The following is an 18,588-nucleotide window of genomic DNA, read 5'->3' as shown; positions in this document are numbered from 1 at the left end:
ATGGACGGTGCGACCTTGCAGCAAGACTCCCAGACTGGCGCGCAGCGAGAGGCAGTGATCAAAGTACGCAACCTAACCAACCGCTTTGGCCCACAGGTTGTGCATGAAAACCTGAACTTGGATGTATGGCGGGGTGAGGTTCTGGGTGTCGTTGGTGGCTCGGGCACGGGGAAGTCGGTTTTATTGCGTACCATTGTGGGTCTCAATCGCCCTGCTGCGGGAAGCATTGAAGTATTAGGGGTCGACGTCCTGAACGGACCAGAGGATGAGCGCAAGCGGATCGAGAAAAGCTGGGGCGTGGCCTTTCAGGATGGCGCGTTGTTTTCGTCGCTAACGGTTTTACAGAATGTGATGGCGCCTTTACGCGAACATACCGGCATTAGCGAAAGTTTGATGCAAGCTCTTGGCGGTTTAAAAATCAGCCTTGTTGGGCTGCCACAGTTAAGCTGCAGCAAGTTTCCATCAGAATTGTCGGGGGGGATGCGCAAGCGGGCGGCGCTGGCGCGCGCATTGTCTCTGGACCCGGAGATCGTTTTTCTAGATGAACCTACCGCCGGATTGGACCCAATAGGTGCCGCCGCATATGATGATCTGATCAGGGAGTTGCAGCAGGCGTTGGGGTTGACCGTTTTTATGGTAACACATGACCTCGACAGTCTTTACGCCATTTGTGACCGTATCGCCGTGCTTGCGGAAAAACGCGTGTTGGTTGAAGGTCCGATAGAAGAAATGACCAAGGTAGACCATCCTTGGGTCCAGGAATATTTCACCGGTCCCCGGGCGCGTGCGGCGCAACAGAAGGGGCAGGACAGGTAGAGGCAATGGAAACCCGGGCAAATTATATTCTAATCGGCGCATTTACACTGGCAGGAATTCTTGGTGCATTCGGCTTTTTCCTGTGGCTTGCCAAGTTCGAGGTCACGCGGCAATACGCCTATTATGACGTGCTGTTCGATAATGTATCTGGGTTGTCGGCAGCTGGAGGCGTCAATTATAATGGATTGCCAGTTGGACAAGTCATATCCTTGAAGCTGGACGAGGACGATCCGTCCAAGGTGCGTGTGCGCCTGGAAGTCGATGCTGACATCCCCGTTACCAAGGAAACTATTGCGCAACTGCAATCCTTGGGGGTGACAGGTGTTGCGTATGTTGAGTTGTCGGGCGGTTCAGTAAATGCTGAACGCCTTCCGCAAAACAGCGTGATACCCAGCGAACGAAGCCCGATTCAATCATTGCTGGAAGGGGCGCCCCAAGTTCTTAACAAAGCACTTACATTGCTTGAGGACCTGAACAAAGTGGTTGATGATGAAAACCGCAAGGCCGTTTCGGATATCCTTGGAAACTTGGCCGATGCATCGGGCAAATTGGACAAAACTTTGGCCGATTTTGAATCCCTTTCCAGCGACCTTGGAAACGCTGCGAGCGATATCGGAGAATTCACGAAAAAGCTCGACCCTTTAGTTGCCACAGCGGAATCGACCTTAAAGACCGGCACAGAAACGCTCACCAGTATCAAAGAGGCGTCGGACTCTGCAAAATCAGCGCTGGATACAGCGAACACTACGATCGCCAACGCCGATCAGGTGATCCAACAGGATGTTCGGCCTTTCATCGAAAAAGGGTCACAACTCGCCGACAGGTTGTCGGCCTTGTCTGATGAAGGCAGCTATGCGCTTGGTGTGTTCACGGAGACGGTTAACAACGCCAATTCCACACTTGAATCGATAAACTCGGCGATGGACAGCGCTGAGGACACGTTATCTTCCGCTGAAAAGGCTTTCGATTCAGCTAACCAGGTATTGGATACCGATATTGCACCTGTTGCCGCTGACGTCAGCAACGCAGCAAAGCAGGTTGCTGACACTGTTTCAAATGTCACTGCCAAGATCGATCAGATTTCAGATGACGTTTTAAGTGCATCTAAATCTGCTTCCGAATTGTTGGGAACCGTGGACGGCATTGTGCAAGACAATCGTAGGCAAGTTTCAGATTTTCTACGAGTCGGACTGCCGCAATTCGTCCGATTTGTCGAAGAGTCGCAACGTCTGGTCGTCAGCCTCGACCGATTGGTCGACAGGGTTGAACGCGACCCGGCCCGTTTTCTGTTAGGCACGCAAGCATCGGAGTTTCGCCAATGATCCGGCCATTTTTTATGATAGCCATCTTGGCCTTTCTGTCGGGGTGTGCGGGTCTGGGCACTCTGCGTCAAGCTTCAAAGCCAAACGATCTGTATTTGCTAACACCTAAAAGCACTTTCTCATCAACGCTGCCGCGTGTGCAAAAACAGATTGTCGTACAGGAACCCACTGCGACTGCCGCTGTTAATACAGATCAGATTGCGGTTCAGCCCACCCCATTGCAGGTTCAATATCTTCCTCGCGCCAGATGGGCGGATCGAGCCCCGATCATCGTTCAGTCCTTGCTAATTGAAAGTTTCGAGAACACAAACAAGGTGGCTGCAGTTGGGCGATCCACAGTTGGTCTGCGACCAGACTATGTTATTGCACCTGACCTAAGGGAATTTCAGGGGCACGTTCTCAGTGAGACCGCAAACGGCCAAACCGTTCAGATCAAAGTTCGGATCAATATCAAAATCATCGACGAATATGACGACAAAATAATCGCCTCTTCATCTTTCGAGGAAAACGTCCTGGCCAAATCTGATCAAACTTCGGATTTGATTGTCGCCTACGACGAAGCGTTAGGCGACACCATGCGTGACGCGGTAGAATGGAGCATTCGTAGAATCCACAATCACAGTGTCAACAATCCTAGAAATTTACCCAATTAGGGCGCCAAATTGTTTGAGAACCTAAAAGTGCGCTGCCGTCGCAGCGTTCCAATCCGACGCGAAACTCGGCGGTAATTTCTTGTTCAAAAGTGCTCCGTCATCAAGAAATTCGTACATCTCAGCATACGACTGCTCACCTTCATCGGCCATACGGCGACGAATGTCAGAAGGTCGAAGTTCGGAAACCGTCGCCTTACCCATTGCGCCCAGTATCTCGCGAAAGCTCTCAAGCGTTGCGTCATGATAACGACGCACGCGCTGGCGCTTCTGCGGAACGTTGACCGCCCTCCCCCGCACCGGATCCTGCGTAGCAACTCCGGACGGACAGCGATTTGTGTTACAGTGCAGCGCCTGAATGCAGCCAATCGCAAACATCATGGTCCGCGCGGCGTTGCACATGTCTGCCCCAAGTGCGCATTTCTCAACCATGTCAAAGCCGGTTGCCACTTTACCGGAACAAATCACGCGGATTTTGTCCCGCACACCTATCCCGCGCAGGCAATTATTCACGAAAATCAACGCCTCATTCAGCGGAACGCCCAGCCGGTTGGTAAACTCTACTGGAGCAGCGCCAGTACCGCCTTCAGCCCCATCAACGGTGATGAAATCAGGAAGAATACCTGTTTCCAGTATGGCTTTGCAGATTGCCATAAATTCCGATTTTTTACCGATACACAGCTTGAAACCAACTGGTTTGCCACCTGACATTTCCCGCAGATGCTGTACGAATTCCATCAACCCAGTCGGTCCTTTAAAGGCTGAATGGATAGGCGGCGAGATCACATCCTGATGGACAGGGACGCCGCGAATATTGGCTATTTCTTCGTCAACTTTGGCGGCCGGCAAAACACCCCCATGCGAAGGTTTAGCACCTTGAGAAAGTTTGATTTCTATAGCTTTTACAACTTCTTTCTGCGCTTTTTCTGCAAACTTGTCCTTATCGAAATCACCTTCAGCCGTCCGACAGCCGAAATAGCCAGTTCCAATTTGCCAAATGATATCACCACCTTCGGCGAGATGATGAGGTGACAATCCGCCTTCGCCAGTATTGTGCGCGAACCCACCGTCCTTGGCCCCACCATTGAGGGCGCGGATCGCATTAGCGCTGAGCGCGCCAAAGCTCATGGCGGACACGTTCAACCGAGATGCGCTATATGGTTTGTCGCATTGTGGGCCTCCCAAGGTTACCCTCTCTTCGCTTTCAGCGACATGTTTAGGAGCCAATGAGTGATCAGCACGATGATACCCGACAGTCATAATGTCGTATTGGGTGCCGAATGCCTGGGTATCGACCTGCCCTTTGGCGCGGGAGTAAACCAAACTACGAATGATCCTGTTGAATGGCCGCCCGCTTTCATTCGTTTCAACGAAATACTGCCGGATTTCAGGGCTTACAAACTCTAACATGTAACGGAAATGACCGAGAACCGGATAATTATTCAGCACATTGTGCTTAGTAGTCAGCATATCATAAAGGCCGATCACCGCGTACGGGATCAGAATAATTAGCAGCCAATATGCTGGTGGCCAGAAATACCCCACCAATACTGTCAAGGGCAGTACGATATAAGTTAGTACGTAGTAAATCTTGCGGACAATCATTCCTGGTCTCCTTCGCTTTCGCCTGTCCGGGCGAGGCCTGGAAATATCGGATTTACGGATCCCATAGTTGTACCCAAACGTGGAACAGATTGCCTTTTAATTGCAAGTCCTTGTCCATCGCGTAAGCCAATCTTGACGAAACGTGAACCGCACCAGCTTGACCTATGCTAGTTGATCCGAACAGACCCAGCCTGTATGTCGTAAAAAAGCAGGTCAGGGCAGGATCAGTCACAGTGGCAAACTCAGCACCTGCCAGTGGGAATCGCGCCATAATGTACGGAGCCGTTTTTGTCGGTGGGGCGGCTGGTTCTTTGTTGCGAGAGTTATTTGCTCTTGAGATCCCCGGTGCGCCGTATTTAACGTCGACATTCGCCATCAACATCGTCGCCTGTTTCGTCTTAGGTTGGTTGTATTCCATCCGAAACAAGGTCCACGCTTACGTTTTGCACTTAGGCGCCGTCGGGTTCTGTGGGGGGCTATCAACTTTTTCTTCGTTTGTTGCCGAGTTGGAGCGGCTGGCTGAAAACGCTGGAGGAATCGTGGTATTTGCCATTGCAGCGGAGATTTCCGTTGGATTGTTCGCAGCTATTTTGGGCGAAGCCGCCGGTCGTCGGTTTCACGGTACGAGGGTCCGCGAATGACCGAGTTTTACCTGCATGCCATGTTCTGTCTTGGTGGCGGATTGGGCGCGGTTCTTCGCCATTGGCTGGCACAACGGGTCACCCACGACCTACCTTTTTCAACGCTTATCGTAAATGTTATTGGCAGCCTGATATTGGGACTCTGGATTGGTTATCTGGGCGGTTCAAATGAGATGGGAGAAGAGGAAAAGCGCCTTGTATTCGGCTTCTGCGGTGGGTTCACGACGTTCTCCAGCTTTGCGTACCAGTCGCTGGAACTTCACCGCAATCGTACAATAACGCTGGCTGCGGGCAACATCCTGCTGAGCCTCGGACTCTGCTGGTTCGCGTTGTGGTTGGGTTTGGTTCTGACCGTCTAATGCGCCACCTGTGGTGCCGAAGCCCCGGGTTTCGGCGCACGACAGAAAAATAGTAATGGAATTGTCGCCAAAGCCAGGAAACCAAGATTGTTGAACACGGTAAGATACGAAATCATTTCGGCCTGACGGGAAATCTCTTGTCCTAGAATTGCAGCACCTTCTGCACTATCAGGTGTTAAACCAAGAGGTTGAAGATATGCTTGTGCGGCTGGATTGTAAGGTGTGACATTTTGGTTAAGCGTAGCTGTATTTGTTTGCAGCCCTCGAACCACCCAAGTTCCAACCAGTGAAATTCCAACAGATGAGCCCAACTGGCGTGTTACGTTGAACAAACCCGAGGCTTCGTCCTGACGACGTTTGGTGATGCTTTCGAAGGCAAGAATTGACATCGGTACAAATACCAATCCCATTCCAAGGCCGCTTACCGCGCCCGGCCAAGCCAACTGCCAAAATCCCGCATTCAGATTGAGAGTTCCAACCATGAAATTGCCTATTGCGGTCAGTAACAACCCAATACCGGCTAATACCCTTGGGTCAAACCGGGTAACCAAAGCCGAACCCGTCACTACCATTGATATCCCTGCTGCGACGCCGCGTGGAATAAACAAATGGCCAGATTCTATCACTGGATAGTTCAGCAGCGTTTGTACAAATGTTGGAATAATCGCGATGCCACCGAACAATGACACGGCAAATCCAGCAATAATAAGGTTGCACAAGGCAAAATTTCGATCCGCAAACAGCCGAAGATCAACGATTGGATGCTTTGTCGTGAGAGAGTGGTACACAAACCCAATCGCTCCGAGAGCCGCAGCAAGCAGCGCAACCTGTATCACCCTTGACGACAGCCAATCTTTTGACTCGCCTTGATCCAGAATGAATTGCAGGCAGCCAATACCAACCGCCAACAGAGCAAGCCCTGTCCAATCGATGACAACTTCTTCGGTTTCGTCCTGTGGAAGTTCGCCCGTCAGCAATAGCAATGCCATTGCTGCAACCGGCAAGTTGACAAAAAACACCATTCGCCAAGAAAAATACTCGGTGAGAATTGCGCCTATCGTGGGACCCAGAACAGGAGCAACCACAACCCCAAGCCCGAAAACGGCCATAGCCTGCCCTCGTCTGTCTCTGGGAAACGCGTCAAACAGAATTGATTGAGAAAGAGGGATCAGAAAGGCACCGAACATACCTTGAGCCAGCCGAAAGGCGACGATCGTTTCCAAGCTCCACGACAATCCACACATCGCAGACATCGTCGCAAAACCAGTCACCGAAGTAAGTATCAACCGCCTTCGCCCGACACGTCGGGCTACGAACCCTGTCAAGGGCATAATCACCACAGCGGAAACGATATAACTGGTCAATATCCAAGTTGCTTGATCAGTTGTAGCACCAAAAGCGGCTTGAATGTGCGGCAACGCTACATTGACTATGGTGCTGTCCAGCACCTCGAGAATTGCGCTTAGCACAACGGCGACCACTATCACCGGATTGATGTGGCTAACCGCCGCCACGTTCATTATTCGGACGTCGCCACTGTGGTGTCGACGACTACCTTGCTGCTTCCACCCACTCGTAACGGCGCGTCCGTCGGATCAAGTTGAATTCGAACCGGGAAACGGCGCGTTACCTTAACCCAATTTCCGCTGGAATTTTCTGACGGCAATAGTGAAAACGTATCTCCGGACCCACGCCCGATGGATGCGACCGTTCCTGTCAGAGTCGTTCCCGGCAACATGTCGATTTCTACCACCACGGGTTGTCCGGGTCGAATGCGGGGCAAAGCGGTTTCCTTGAAGTTCGCATCAATCCACCAACCCGCCGCCTCAACGATGGAAAACTGCGGGGCGTTTGCTGATACGGATGATCCTGGTCTCAAGGTCAGGTTGGCGATCCAACCGTCGGCCGCAGCGACAACATTGGTCCAAGTAATATTGGATTTTGCGATTTTGAACTGCGCCCTGGCAGATAATATTTCGTCCTGCTTGGCCGCCAAACCGCTTTGCAAGGCTAATAGACTTGATTGACTTGCAGTAAGCTGCGCGGCCGCCGACGCGAAGTCCGATGTTGTCTGATCCAAAGTCGCCTGTGCCAAGTCACCATTTGAAAACAGGGCTTTGGCGCGCTCCAGATTGTTTTGTGCCGTATCATAAGCTGACAGTGCGCTATCAACCGAAGCTTGCGCTGCAGCAATCTGCGTAGAATAAGATTGTGCCTGTTGAACCGCAGCGTCCAGATTACTCCTGGCTTGATCAAAAGAAGCACTGAATTGGGTGTCGTCTATGGTGAACAGCAGGTCGCCACTTTTGACGAATTGGTTTTCTTCGACCAGAACTTCGGCTACCTGCCCAGTCAATTGCGGTGCAACAGAAATAATGTTTGCACCGACATATGCATCTTTGGTCGAAGGATACCGTTCTTCGTGCCGCCAAAACAGTAGTAGGGCGATTGTAATCACCCCCAAAATTGCGACGACGGCAACTGCCTTGAGTGTTCGCATGGCATTTCTCCCTTCGTCAACGATGCGCGTTGGGCGTTACATCGGGTGAATGTGCATCCGAATGGCAAGGTTCCCAAGTATCCAAACGGTGCCCAAAATGATAATTAACAGTACCAGAGTCGAAAACAGGATCAGATCCAGATCCTCCCTGCTGCTACGGCGACGGTCAATATGCAGAAAGTATACCAATTGCACGATCAGCTGTGCCAGACCCAGCAATCCAATTGCAAGATAAACGCCGCGCGTTTCAATCCCGAATAGATGGGCAATTGAAAACACAATCAGGGTCAGCAACAGCGACCCGCCATAACCGATAACATAGCGGCGACGTTCGCGCCGATGCATTTCGGTACGTCTATCCATATGAAAGGCCTCCGAAATACACGATGGTAATGATACCGATCCATATCAGGTCGAGAAAATGCCAGAACAAAGCCAGTCGCACGACGCGAGACATCAGTAGGTCGGTCAAACCCATGATGCGCAACTGAATTCCAAGGACAATCAGCCAAAGACATCCCGCCGCAACATGCAGTCCGTGCAACGGAACCAACCCATAGTAGGCTGAAAGAAAACCACTACGCTGGGGAACCCCTCCCTTATCGGCCATTGCCATGAAATCGCGGATTTCCAACACCAGAAAGGTAAGACCAAGAATAAGGGTAACCCCAAACCAAAACACAATACGCACGCGGGGTAAGTTGTATTTCAACGCCAGCATCGCCAACCCAACAGTCAAACTGCTGGTCAACAAGATAATCGTTTGGGCGAAGATGCTTTTAAGGTCAAACAAATCGTGCGGACCCGGCCCCCCCGCTTGCGCATCGATCATTGTGATGTAGATGGCAAACATTAGTCCAAAATAGACCAGATCGCTCATAAGAAAGACCCAGAAGCCAAACGTAACGACTTCGGCGAACTTGTCGGCACTGGCGTGATCCTGCCCGAGGTTTATTCCGGGGTAACTTTGTGGTGGGGCGCGTCTCATACCGCCGCCTCCATATCCGGCCTTGCAAGACCCTTGTTTTCTGATGCTACCTCGTGGTCTCGATCAACAGCGACAGTGCTATGGACTAGCCCAAGCCACGCTTCGTGATCCTTGCGCACCTCTTCTGCGGGGATGGTGATTTCGTTGTTCGTGTCAAAACTCCAAACAATTAGCGCCAGGATCATCAAGATCGTCGTAAGGATAACCAGCCACCAGATCCACCAAACCAAAGCGAACATCCAGATTCCGCTGAGCACGCAAAGTATGAAACCAATCCCGGTATTGCGAGGCACATCGATGTCCTCATAGGCATCCGGAGTTGGGTAAGCCACGCCGCGGCGTTTAGCTGCAGCAAAGTCATCCCTATCCCCGACTTGCGGGATTACCGCGAAATTATAGGGTGGGGGCGGCGACGGGATCGACCATTCCAACGTCCGCCCATCCCACGGATCACCGACAGGTACCCGGGATTTATCACGGTCCCGGATGCTGACCCAAAGTTGGATCAGGACCGAAAATAGACCGCAGGTAATGATAAGCGCGCCTATGATGGCTACGACCATAAAGGGTTGAAACGAAGGATCGCTGTAACTGAATGACCGGCGCGGCATTCCCATCAGACCTACGAAATATAAAGGCATGAAAGTCAGCAAGAACCCGACCGTCCAGCACAAAACTGAAACGCGGCCCCAAAACTCGTTCAACCGGAAACCAAAAGCTTTTGGGAACCAGTAATTATATGCAGCCAACATTCCGAACAACACGCCCGGCAACAGCACGTTATGGAAATGTGCTACAAGGAACAGAGTGTTATGAACCTGGTAGTCGACGGTTGGATTAGCCAAAATGACCCCGCTCAGCCCACCTATTACAAACAGCATCAGAAATGAAAGGCTGTACAGCATCGGCACCGAAAACCGGATTCTTCCACGATAAAGAGTCGCCATCCAATCGTATACTTTCACCCCGGTTGGGATCGCGATCAGCATCGTGGCAATGCCAAACACAGCATTGATCAAGGCGCTTTGTCCCATTGTGAAAAAGTGGTGCAGCCAGACGGTAAAAGACAGCACAGCTATACACATCGTCGCGATAACCAGCGAGTTGTAACCATAAAGTCGCTTGGCTGAAAAAGTCGCAAATATCTCGGAATAAACTCCGTAAGCCGGCAAGACTAGCAGATAGACTTCGGGATGACCAAACAGCCAAAAAAGGTTGGCATAGTTCATCATGTTGCCGCCCAGATCATTGGTGAAGAAATGAAAATCAAGATAACGATCGGCCGCCAACAAGAGTGCCGCCACACCCAAGGGAGGCATGGCAAAGATAATAAGGATTGAGCTGCTGATAATCGTCCAGCAGTACATTGGCAGACGCATGAACTTCATGCCGGGCGCCCGCAGTTTGTAAATTGTTACAGCAAAATTTATTCCTGTAAGTGTTGTGCCTACACCGGACACAACAATCGCCCAAATCCAATAGTCCGGACCGACGCCAGGATTGAAAGCCGCCCCGGTAAAAGGTGGATACGCGGTCCAACCACCAGTAGAAAACTCTCCCACCACCAAGGACACCATAAGCATCATTCCTGCGGAAACAGTAAGGCCCAGCCCAATCTGATTCATCCGAGGGAAAGCAACGTCGCGAGCGCCAATCATCAGGGGGATCAGAAAATTCGCGACACCAAAGACAAAGGGCACCGCTACAAAGAAAATCATGATTGTCCCATGTGTACTGAACAATTCAGCGAAGTGTTCAGCTTCCAAAAACCCGTCCCCTGGCCCGGCAGCTTGCTGGGCGCGCATGGCAACACCTTCCAGTACTCCGCGGGCAAGCATTACAATCGCAAAGACAATGTACATTATGCCAATTTTTTTGTGATCGACGCTTGTCAGCCAGTCTCGCCAAAGAGGTCCCCAAAGTCGAAAACAGGTCAAAAGCCCGACCACAACGATGACTCCGATTACGACGATGGCAGCTGCCGCGTTCGCGACGATTTCATTTGCGCTGGGGTTTTCAATCAAACCGGATACCGGAAAGGCATCCCAGCTTAGGCGGCCAAAAAAGCCTGAACCAGTGGAAGTCATTGGCTGATCTCCTCCCCGAACGCAGTGGTCCCGGGTTGCTGGTTCAACTGCAGGGGCTTCCCGCTGTGGTAGCGGCCCAAAATCGTGTGAAACAAATCATCGTCTTCTAAACTGAAATAGAGTGCATTGTCGGGCATGTCTGAATTGCCCAAATCAGCTTGTACCTCGTCTCGGTCCGTTCGCTTTGCAAGCGTCAGATAGGTGGGCGCGTCAAGCAAGATACCCTTGCTCCTCACAGTGTTGACCCAAGCATTGAAGTCTTCCTGTTGCATCGCCACAGTTGCGAATTTCTGCTTGGTAAAGCCGCGCCCATTATATTGTGTGTTCTCTCCCTGCATTGTCTGGGGTGAATCCGCGACGAGGTGCAACTGAGTTGTCATTCCCGGCATCGCGTAGATTTGACCTGCTAGCGCCGGGATCATAAACGACTGCATCACCGTATCGGTCGTCAGACTCAACGATATTTGCTTTTTGACCGGAATCCCAAACTCGCCAACACTGGCGATGCCCAAATCGGGATAGATGAACAACCATTTCCAATCCAACCCAACGACCTGCACACGCAGGGCCGGTTCTTCACCAAAGGGTGACGCGTATGGGTCCAGCCTGTGCGTCGCTTTCCAAAGATAATAAGACAGAATGGCCACTATCAGAACAGGTACACCCCACATCATGAATTCCAGTCCGGCCGAAAAATCCCAATCGGGTCGGTAGGTAGAGGTGCTGTTCTTGCGACGTCGGTACTTAATCACAATTAACGGGACAAGAACCAGAACTGGAACAACCGCTATCATTATTAGTGCCGTTGCACGCAGCAAATGGGTCTTTTGTACTGCCGCAATAGGCCCTTGCGGCTTCATGAAACTATCGCTTGCGCCGGCTATTTGAACCGATGCTAGGAATGCTGCAGCGGCAACCAGTATCAGCGCCATTGCAATGGGCATTTTGGATATCCGCAAGCCTGCCTGCCCCTCTGAGTTCTCGATTTCGGTCAACTATCGACAGAGTTGGCAGAATTCTCAAGGATTTTTCAAATCTTACCATATCAGTTGACATAGGGTCTCGCACCAGAGACACCGGAAGCATGCGTTTATTTGCGATTATCATCGGTCTGATCTTTAGCGCTACGACGGCTTACCCACAGGATCGAACCGCGGTGGAAAGGCAATTTCAGACTTGGTTGCAAAATACAATTGGTCCTGTAGCTAGGGAAAATGGGGTTTCCGACAGAACGCTGAACCAAGCCTTCGCAGGCATTACGCTGAACTGGAAACTGCCTGATCTGATTCCTCCCGGGGGTCAGGCAACAACACCCAAAACCCAGAAACAGGCGGAATTCGGTTCGCCGGGGCGGTACTTTAACGCAAACTCGGTTAAGGGGGCAGCTTCGGTCGGGAGAAAGATGGCTCAACGTCACGCTGCCACTTTAGCTAAGGTTGAAAGGCAAACCGGCGTGCCCGGACGTATCATATTGGCGATTTGGGGACGAGAGAGTGGATATGGGCAAGTTCCAATTCGCCATGATGCGTTTCAGGTTCTAGCAACGAAGGCATTCATGAGCACTCGCGCGGAATATTTCACAGGTGAACTGATCGCCGCGCTTAAAATAGCAGAGGATGGGCACACCCCCGCGCACGGGTTGAAAAGCAGCTGGGCTGGGGCATTGGGGCAGCCGCAGTTCATGCCCTCAAGTTTTCTCAAGTATGCAGCGGACGGAACGGGAGATGGCCGCGCTGACATCTGGAACTCACCCGAGGATACAATAGCCTCAATCGCGAATTATCTGATGCAACACGGCTGGGTGTCCGGACGGGACTGGGGTTTTGAAGTATTGGTGCCCGAGAACGTAACATGTGCGCTTGAAGGTCCCGATCAAGGTCGCCCAATCCGCGATTGGGTAGCCGATGGGGTAAAAAGGGTATCAGGTCGCCCGTTTCCTGCCCACGAATTGATTGCCGAAGGATATCTGATGATGCCAGCCGGCAGGAATGGACCCGCCTTCTTAGTTACCCCGAACTTTTATGTTTTGAAGGACTACAACACCAGCGATCTTTACGCTCTTTTCGTGGGCCATGTAGGTGACCGGATAGAATTTGGCGTAGGCGATTTCAGCGGTGATTGGGGTAATGTTGGTGGGTTTTACAGATCCGACATTGCAGCTATGCAAAGAGCATTGGAAGACATGGGGCATGATGTCGGTGGCGTGGATGGTCTACCTGGATACAAAACCCGACGATCGATCGGGCGGTGGCAACAGGCCACTGGCCAGGAACCCACGTGTTTTCCAAAAATCGAAATGAAAGCCCACTTAATTCCCTAATATCGGGCCCATAAACCTGAATGGAGTTTCGAAGAAACCCGGAAGTTACAGAAATACTTGAACCGGCAGCCTGCATCTTTCGCAATTGCCATGGAGCATTAGTTCGATGAAACGATTGTTGCACACGTCTGATCAAGTTCTTCCAAGGCTCCTGTTCGGATTTTGGCGCAACATCTGTCTTTGACTCGCATAGCGGGCGATGGCAGGTTCTAAACTGTTGATGCCTGAAATGGCGAGTGAGATTGATTGATACGGCTGGGCGTCTTATGAGTGGGCGCCGGCCATTTTGCAAAATGCCGGATTACGTTCGAGTTTGAGAGGTCACATGGCACGCAAAGTCACCAAGGCGATATTCCCAGTGGCGGGATTGGGTACGCGTTTTTTGCCGGCAACAAAATCTGTGCCAAAAGAGATTATGACATTGGTCGACAGGCCGCTGGTCCAATACGCAATCGATGAAGCCCGCGCTGCTGGGATCAAAGAGTTTATCTTTGTGACGTCCCGCGGAAAATCTGCGCTTGAGGATTACTTCGACCACAACTTGGTCCTTGAACAGGAACTAAAGGCCAAGGGAAAAAGCGAACTGCTGGAAACCCTGAACGCGACGAATATGGAAAGCGGAGCCATCGCTTACATCCGTCAACACAAAGCCCTGGGATTGGGTCACGCTGTTTGGTGCGCCCGACGCTTGATTGGTGACGAACCCTTTGCAGTCATGTTGCCAGATGATGTCATCGCAGCGAGCAAACCTTGCCTACAGCAGATGATAGAAGCTTATGAGGAAACCGGTGGCAACATGGTCGCCGCCATGGAAGTTCCAAACGAAAGAACAAGCTCTTACGGGATTCTGGACGTGGGCGACAATGTCGGCACCGTAGTACGGGCCAGAGATATGATTGAAAAACCAGACCCGAAAGTTGCTCCATCGAACCTTGCTGTTATTGGTCGTTATGTGCTGGGCCCGTCTGTCCTGTACAATTTAAATAAAAAGAAGCAAGGCAGCGGTGGTGAAATACAACTGACTGATGCAATTGCGGAAGATATCAGTAACGGCGTTCCCGTATTTGGATACAAATTTGACGGTCAACGCTTTGACTGCGGTTCCAAGTCGGGTTTTCTACAGGCAACCGTTGCGTTCGCCCTAGCGCGTGAAGAGTTGCGCGACGATCTGCATCAATATCTGCAAGATGTCATCGCCTCAGACAAAGCCGCTCAATAGCGCAAATTTCTTCAGTTGTTTGTCGGCAATAGCGATACTTCGAGGGATTGTTGATCAAAGGGAATGGATACTATGAATAACGTCTACCCGGTTATCCTGTGTGGAGGGTCGGGCACGCGCCTTTGGCCATTGTCTCGCAAGAGTTATCCCAAACAATTCGTTCCATTGATTGGCGAGACGAGCCTACTACAACAATGCGCTGAACGGCTGAAAGGCCCAAACCACGAGCCCTACTCTAACCCTTTGATTTTAACCAATGAAGCCTTCCGGTTCATTGTTCCTGAACAATTGGCTGAAGTTGGCGTTGATCCTGGTCCGGTTTTTATAGAACCCAATGGTCGCAACACGGCTCCGGCCGTGCTAGCTGCAGCTTTGTATCTTGCCGCTGAAAATCCAGAAGCAATCATGTTGGTTGCGCCTTCAGATCACGTTCTACCAGACACATCAGCATTTCATAATGCCGTTGAAGAAGGAATACGCGCCGTTTCAGAACGTCAGGAACTAGTTACTTTCGGTATCACTCCAGATCGACCAGAGACAGGTTATGGTTACCTGAAACTCAGCCATGCTCCTGACAAATCTGGCGCGGCAGTTCCATTGGAACGGTTTGTTGAAAAACCGGATGCCGAAAACGCCAAGTCCATGGTGGCTGATGGTACCTATTTGTGGAATTCCGGCATCTTTCTGTTCGCGGTCAGGGACATTCTTGCAGCCTATGAAGAGCACGCAAAGAATCTAATTAACCCAGTTCGGCAGGCGGTCGAAGATGCCCGGACCGATCTGGGTTTCTTACGTTTGGACCAAAAGGCTTGGGACACGATTGATAACATCTCAATAGACTACGCGGTAATGGAAAAGTCCAATAATCTCAGCGTGGTACCCTATACGGCAGGTTGGTCCGACGTGGGTAGTTGGTCAGCAGTTCAGGAATTGGGCAAGCCGGATGCGGATGGCGTTGCGACCATGGGCGAAGTCACCACGATTGACTGCCGCAATGTTTTGGTACGTTCAGAATCAGACGCTCAAGAGGTGGTCGCTCTGGGACTAGAGAACATGATAACCGTAGCTATGCCAGACGCCGTGTTGGTTGCCAGTATGGATCGGGCACAAGATGTCAAACTGGCCGTTGAAGCCCTTAAGGCAAAAGGTGCAAAACAAGCCGAAGCTTTGCCAGTGGATCATCGGCCATGGGGCTGGTTCGAAAGCCTGGTGATTGGCGACCGTTTTCAGGTCAAACGCATTCATGTTCACCCTGGCGCCGCATTGAGCCTTCAGTCACACCACCACCGTTCAGAGCACTGGATTGTGGTGGAGGGAACTGCCGAAGTAACGATCGGCGAGAACATACAGCTCGTTTCGGAAAATCAATCGGTATACATCCCGCTTGGGGCCAAGCACCGAATGAAAAACCCAGGCAAGGTGCCAATGGTGCTGATCGAAGTGCAGACAGGCAGTTACTTGGGTGAAGACGACATTATTCGATACGAAGACGTATATGCTCGTAGCTGATACCGTCGAAACTAGTACCCAAAATTCGAATCAATTTGTTAGAGGCAATTTTCTCTATTGGAAACAATGGGCAATTTATCAAGTTTTTGTCTTCATTTCTGCACTTAAGACGTAAACAAAATCTTCCCAAGGCGTTCGGCCAAATCAGACCAGATTCACGCGATGTCAGGCAAATTGGCACAGATCAATGTCTGGCCATAGCCACAGGAGGACGCCGCGTGCCGCAGAACACACCTAGATTGAACCTACCATTCCTACAACCTTCCCAGGCGCAGAAACATGTCACGCACAACGAAGCCCTGCGCAAGCTCGATCTAACCGTGCAACTTTCCCTTACGTCTCTGAACTCCATCACGCCGCCTGCTGTTCCAAATCAGGGTGACATCCACGCGCTTGGGGCAACACCAACGGGCGATTGGACCGGACATGCCGGAAAGCTTGCTGCGTGGATCGATACAGCCTGGCATTTCATAGCACCCGAAACCGGATGGCGCGCATGGGATCTTTCGTCGGGCAATCTCAAGGTCTGGGATGGATTCCTTTGGATTGACCCGCCTATCTCCACGGACAACTTGCCCGGAGTTGGTGTCGGAACGAACCATGACAGTACAAACAAACTGTCAGTGCGCGGAGCAGCCACATTACTCAGCCACGAAGGTCATGGTCACCAATTGAAAATCAACAAGGCGAACGCGGGCGAGACCGCCTCCTTGTTGTTTCAGTCCAACTGGACAGGTCATGCCGAAATGGGCCTGTCAGGAAGCACAGGATTTTCAGTCAAGGTATCTGCAGATGGTGACACTTGGAATGAGGCCTTGCGGCTCGACCCCGCAACAGGGCTGGCTAGTGGGTCAGCAGTTCAAGCCAGCGCCAACGACACCACAGCCGGACGCCTGATGCGAGCGGACTACGGATTCGGACCAGGAAATCTGTTGGGAACAGTTTCAGAACTTGCTGGTGCGCCGACAGGCGCGGTGATCGAACGCGGCGGTAATGCAAGCGGCGATTACGTTCGTTTCGCCGACGGCACACAAATCTGCTCGGGGAGTTTAAGTGCCGTTACTTGCCAGACGCCAGAAGGCTCCCTTTTTGCAAGCCAGACATCCAACTGGACATTTCCCATGGCCTTCGCGGCTGATTCTACTCCAGCGGTCAGCGGTAATGGAGGAGTATCCGGAAGATTCCTTGGATGCGATGCACCATCAACGACACAGGTAGTTATCAAGGTATTGTCCACCATCGCAGATGCCACTGAGGCAGCCCCGACAGTTCTTGCCCTAGGCCGGTGGTATTAATCTTGTCGCAAAACCGGATCACGCCCGGCGGCTGATAAATCAGCGGTCCAGACCCTGTAACGTCCTTGACCAGTTACCTCGCGGATAAGGTCTCGTTGCACAAACAAATCCAGGTTTCTTTGGATTGTAGCTCGGGACGCCTTTGTCAGCTCTGCGGCAAGTGGGGCTGACACCATCGGCCATGCCCTCAACGCGTCGACTAAAACTGGCGGGGTTCGGCCGCTCAGGTCGCGCGTCAAGTCACGCGCACGATCCTCCCAAACAGCTACGCGTTCAAGATGCAACAACGCGGCCAACACTGCTTGTCCTGCGCCTTGTATCCAGGCTGCCAGCCTCTCGTGTGGCTGACCGGATCCGCGCAGCGCAGAGGGCCCAGACAAGGCCAGCGGCATGAACGTGGCACCACCCCGCCCCATCGTCGCACTGTGACGGGCTGCGATGACAGCCGCTTCGGTATCTTGACCGACTCTTTCGGACAATGCGCGCCACGCGTGAAAGGAAATCGCAGCCTGCGTAACCGGATGCAAACTGAATGCGTCATGCATTACATCTGCGAGATCGGCAACCGCCTCGGGGGTGTCTTCGACACCTTGTGCCTGCCGGTCCAGAAAGGAAGTCAGACCGGACCTCCAGCCACCTTCGGAGGGACCTGCACCCTGAGCAAGGCGACGCACTGCCCATCCAGCGCGAAACAGGGCTTGCGAGTCGTCAGCCGTTGCTCCGATGCGTAAACCACACCATAAAGCCAATCGGTCTACACCAATACGATCACCGGTCCACCAACCAAGATCCGAAACGTCCATCAACGCTAATCGGTGCACCCAGCCTTTAGGTCCGTTCCGCAACCTTTCGTCCAATGCTCCGAACGTCACAGCCAGTTCTGCCAGTTCCGACGATAGCTCCGCCTGTGCAGTACGCCAGTCGCGTGGGTCGAACAGCATTTGGCGATCAACCCGAGGCCCAGGCGGAAGGAAGTTATCCTGTCCCTGATTTTCGGGAGGTGGAATAAACCATAGGTCATCCTCGTCGGGCTCATCTGTATCATAGATACTGCGCGGACCTTCATCCGCTTTGTCCTCATCAGTATCTGGATAGGTAGGTATTGGCTTCATACCCTCTATTCTTCGGACATTTTCGAACGTTAACAAGGGATTTTCTAGTTTGAGGCCGGCAGTCACTTAAATCACTTTTTAGCCTGCCAAACCTGATATTACCTTTAAATGAAAGCGTAATACGGGTCGCGCACGAGTTGCATGGTTGGACGAACATTCTAATTC

General features: G+C 51.8%; 17 protein-coding genes. 9 read left to right on the top strand and 8 right to left on the bottom strand.

Annotation, left to right across the window (positions count from 1 at the left end):
- From AC2FNV_RS07855 to AC2FNV_RS07845, 3 genes are read left to right on the top strand one after another with little or no spacing between them, the layout of a single operon-like run.
- Positions 1 to 816, top strand: a complete 816-nt coding sequence (locus AC2FNV_RS07855) for an ABC transporter ATP-binding protein (protein ID WP_170605457.1) — start codon at positions 1 to 3, stop codon at positions 814 to 816.
- A gap of 5 nt (positions 817 to 821) precedes the next feature.
- Positions 822 to 2,138: an MlaD family protein gene (locus AC2FNV_RS07850; RefSeq protein ID WP_170605459.1), complete on the top strand. Its 1,317-nt coding sequence runs from the start codon at positions 822 to 824 to the stop codon at positions 2,136 to 2,138.
- The gene (locus AC2FNV_RS07845) at positions 2,135 to 2,791 is read left to right on the top strand and encodes an ABC-type transport auxiliary lipoprotein family protein (protein WP_254442526.1); all 657 of its coding nucleotides are present in this window, start codon (positions 2,135 to 2,137) and stop codon (positions 2,789 to 2,791) included. Before AC2FNV_RS07850 ends, AC2FNV_RS07845 begins: the two co-directional genes overlap by 4 nt.
- Before the next feature lie 21 nt (positions 2,792 to 2,812).
- Here AC2FNV_RS07845 and AC2FNV_RS07840 read toward each other — a convergent pair whose 3' ends face one another.
- A complete protein-coding gene (locus tag AC2FNV_RS07840; RefSeq protein WP_170605461.1) occupies positions 2,813 to 4,393 on the bottom strand; it encodes an FMN-binding glutamate synthase family protein in 1,581 nt (526 codons plus the stop codon).
- Between the two features lie 233 nt (positions 4,394 to 4,626).
- Between AC2FNV_RS07840 and AC2FNV_RS07835 the strand changes: the two genes are divergently transcribed.
- A complete protein-coding gene (locus AC2FNV_RS07835; RefSeq protein ID WP_367648136.1) occupies positions 4,627 to 5,034 on the top strand; it encodes a fluoride efflux transporter FluC in 408 nt (135 codons plus the stop codon).
- Positions 5,031 to 5,393 (top strand): fluoride efflux transporter CrcB, encoded by a 363-nt coding sequence (crcB, locus tag AC2FNV_RS07830; protein ID WP_170479827.1) that lies wholly within the window; start codon positions 5,031 to 5,033, stop codon positions 5,391 to 5,393. Before AC2FNV_RS07835 ends, crcB begins: the two co-directional genes overlap by 4 nt.
- On the opposite strand, the gene AC2FNV_RS07825 is transcribed toward crcB, so the two are convergent.
- From AC2FNV_RS07825 to AC2FNV_RS07800, 6 genes are read right to left on the bottom strand one after another with little or no spacing between them, the layout of a single operon-like run.
- On the bottom strand, positions 5,390 to 6,913 hold the full coding sequence (locus AC2FNV_RS07825; RefSeq protein WP_170605463.1) for a DHA2 family efflux MFS transporter permease subunit: 1,524 nt from the start codon (positions 6,911 to 6,913) through the stop codon (positions 5,390 to 5,392). The genes crcB and AC2FNV_RS07825 overlap by 4 nt on opposite strands.
- The gene (locus AC2FNV_RS07820) at positions 6,913 to 7,893 is read right to left on the bottom strand and encodes an HlyD family secretion protein (protein WP_170479831.1); all 981 of its coding nucleotides are present in this window, start codon (positions 7,891 to 7,893) and stop codon (positions 6,913 to 6,915) included. Before AC2FNV_RS07820 ends, AC2FNV_RS07825 begins: the two co-directional genes overlap by 1 nt.
- 36 nt (positions 7,894 to 7,929) lie before the next feature.
- Positions 7,930 to 8,256: a cytochrome o ubiquinol oxidase subunit IV gene (locus tag AC2FNV_RS07815; protein WP_170605465.1), complete on the bottom strand. Its 327-nt coding sequence runs from the start codon at positions 8,254 to 8,256 to the stop codon at positions 7,930 to 7,932.
- Positions 8,249 to 8,881 carry a cytochrome c oxidase subunit 3 gene (locus tag AC2FNV_RS07810; RefSeq protein WP_170479835.1) on the bottom strand — a complete coding sequence of 211 codons (633 nt, stop codon included), beginning with the start codon at positions 8,879 to 8,881 and terminating at the stop codon, positions 8,249 to 8,251. The genes AC2FNV_RS07815 and AC2FNV_RS07810 overlap by 8 nt, the downstream gene beginning before the upstream one ends.
- Entirely contained in the window at positions 8,878 to 10,968 is a 2,091-nt protein-coding gene (locus AC2FNV_RS07805; RefSeq protein WP_496772894.1) for a cbb3-type cytochrome c oxidase subunit I, read from the bottom strand. Before AC2FNV_RS07805 ends, AC2FNV_RS07810 begins: the two co-directional genes overlap by 4 nt.
- Entirely contained in the window at positions 10,965 to 11,912 is a 948-nt protein-coding gene (locus AC2FNV_RS07800; RefSeq protein ID WP_254442527.1) for a cytochrome ubiquinol oxidase subunit II, read from the bottom strand. Before AC2FNV_RS07800 ends, AC2FNV_RS07805 begins: the two co-directional genes overlap by 4 nt.
- Positions 11,913 to 12,052: 140 nt before the next feature.
- Between AC2FNV_RS07800 and AC2FNV_RS07795 the strand changes: the two genes are divergently transcribed.
- From AC2FNV_RS07795 to AC2FNV_RS07780, 4 genes are all read left to right on the top strand, one after another.
- The gene (locus AC2FNV_RS07795; RefSeq protein ID WP_170605469.1) at positions 12,053 to 13,288 is read left to right on the top strand and encodes a lytic murein transglycosylase; all 1,236 of its coding nucleotides are present in this window, start codon (positions 12,053 to 12,055) and stop codon (positions 13,286 to 13,288) included.
- A 325-nt stretch (positions 13,289 to 13,613) separates the two neighbouring features.
- Complete coding sequence (galU, locus tag AC2FNV_RS07790; RefSeq protein ID WP_170479841.1) at positions 13,614 to 14,507, top strand: UTP--glucose-1-phosphate uridylyltransferase GalU; 894 nt, start codon at positions 13,614 to 13,616, stop codon at positions 14,505 to 14,507.
- Positions 14,508 to 14,579: 72 nt separating this feature from the next.
- Positions 14,580 to 16,016 (top strand): mannose-1-phosphate guanylyltransferase/mannose-6-phosphate isomerase, encoded by a 1,437-nt coding sequence (locus AC2FNV_RS07785; protein WP_170605471.1) that lies wholly within the window; start codon positions 14,580 to 14,582, stop codon positions 16,014 to 16,016.
- 218 nt (positions 16,017 to 16,234) lie between these two features.
- Positions 16,235 to 17,311 (top strand): DUF2793 domain-containing protein, encoded by a 1,077-nt coding sequence (locus AC2FNV_RS07780; RefSeq protein ID WP_170605473.1) that lies wholly within the window; start codon positions 16,235 to 16,237, stop codon positions 17,309 to 17,311.
- Here AC2FNV_RS07780 and AC2FNV_RS07775 read toward each other — a convergent pair.
- On the bottom strand, positions 17,308 to 18,423 hold the full coding sequence (locus tag AC2FNV_RS07775) for a helix-turn-helix domain-containing protein (protein WP_170605475.1): 1,116 nt from the start codon (positions 18,421 to 18,423) through the stop codon (positions 17,308 to 17,310). The two genes, AC2FNV_RS07780 and AC2FNV_RS07775, sit on opposite strands and share 4 nt — an antisense overlap.
- Between the last annotated feature and the right edge of the window lie 165 nt (positions 18,424 to 18,588).

The organism is Ruegeria sp. BHSA163, assembly GCF_059613365.1.
Note: the sequence above shows the minus strand (reverse complement) of the source record. Positions and strands in the feature narration are given on the sequence as shown.

Excerpts from the sequence above, each read along its gene's own strand:
- AC2FNV_RS07855 (WP_170605457.1), top strand. The coding sequence starts at position 1 with ATGGACGGTGCGACCTTGCAGCAAGACTCCCAGACTGGCGCGCAGCGA.
- AC2FNV_RS07850 (WP_170605459.1), top strand. The coding sequence starts at position 822 with ATGGAAACCCGGGCAAATTATATTCTAATCGGCGCATTTACACTGGCA.
- AC2FNV_RS07845 (WP_254442526.1), top strand. The coding sequence starts at position 2,135 with ATGATCCGGCCATTTTTTATGATAGCCATCTTGGCCTTTCTGTCGGGG.
- AC2FNV_RS07840 (WP_170605461.1), bottom strand. The coding sequence starts at position 4,393 with ATGATTGTCCGCAAGATTTACTACGTACTAACTTATATCGTACTGCCC.
- crcB (WP_170479827.1), top strand. The coding sequence starts at position 5,031 with ATGACCGAGTTTTACCTGCATGCCATGTTCTGTCTTGGTGGCGGATTG.
- AC2FNV_RS07825 (WP_170605463.1), bottom strand. The coding sequence starts at position 6,913 with ATGAACGTGGCGGCGGTTAGCCACATCAATCCGGTGATAGTGGTCGCC.
- AC2FNV_RS07820 (WP_170479831.1), bottom strand. The coding sequence starts at position 7,893 with ATGCGAACACTCAAGGCAGTTGCCGTCGTCGCAATTTTGGGGGTGATT.
- AC2FNV_RS07815 (WP_170605465.1), bottom strand. The coding sequence starts at position 8,256 with ATGGATAGACGTACCGAAATGCATCGGCGCGAACGTCGCCGCTATGTT.
- AC2FNV_RS07810 (WP_170479835.1), bottom strand. The coding sequence starts at position 8,881 with ATGAGACGCGCCCCACCACAAAGTTACCCCGGAATAAACCTCGGGCAG.
- AC2FNV_RS07805 (WP_496772894.1), bottom strand. The coding sequence starts at position 10,968 with ATGACTTCCACTGGTTCAGGCTTTTTTGGCCGCCTAAGCTGGGATGCC.
- AC2FNV_RS07800 (WP_254442527.1), bottom strand. The coding sequence starts at position 11,912 with ATGCCCATTGCAATGGCGCTGATACTGGTTGCCGCTGCAGCATTCCTA.
- AC2FNV_RS07795 (WP_170605469.1), top strand. The coding sequence starts at position 12,053 with ATGCGTTTATTTGCGATTATCATCGGTCTGATCTTTAGCGCTACGACG.
- galU (WP_170479841.1), top strand. The coding sequence starts at position 13,614 with ATGGCACGCAAAGTCACCAAGGCGATATTCCCAGTGGCGGGATTGGGT.
- AC2FNV_RS07785 (WP_170605471.1), top strand. The coding sequence starts at position 14,580 with ATGAATAACGTCTACCCGGTTATCCTGTGTGGAGGGTCGGGCACGCGC.
- AC2FNV_RS07775 (WP_170605475.1), bottom strand. The coding sequence starts at position 18,423 with ATGAAGCCAATACCTACCTATCCAGATACTGATGAGGACAAAGCGGAT.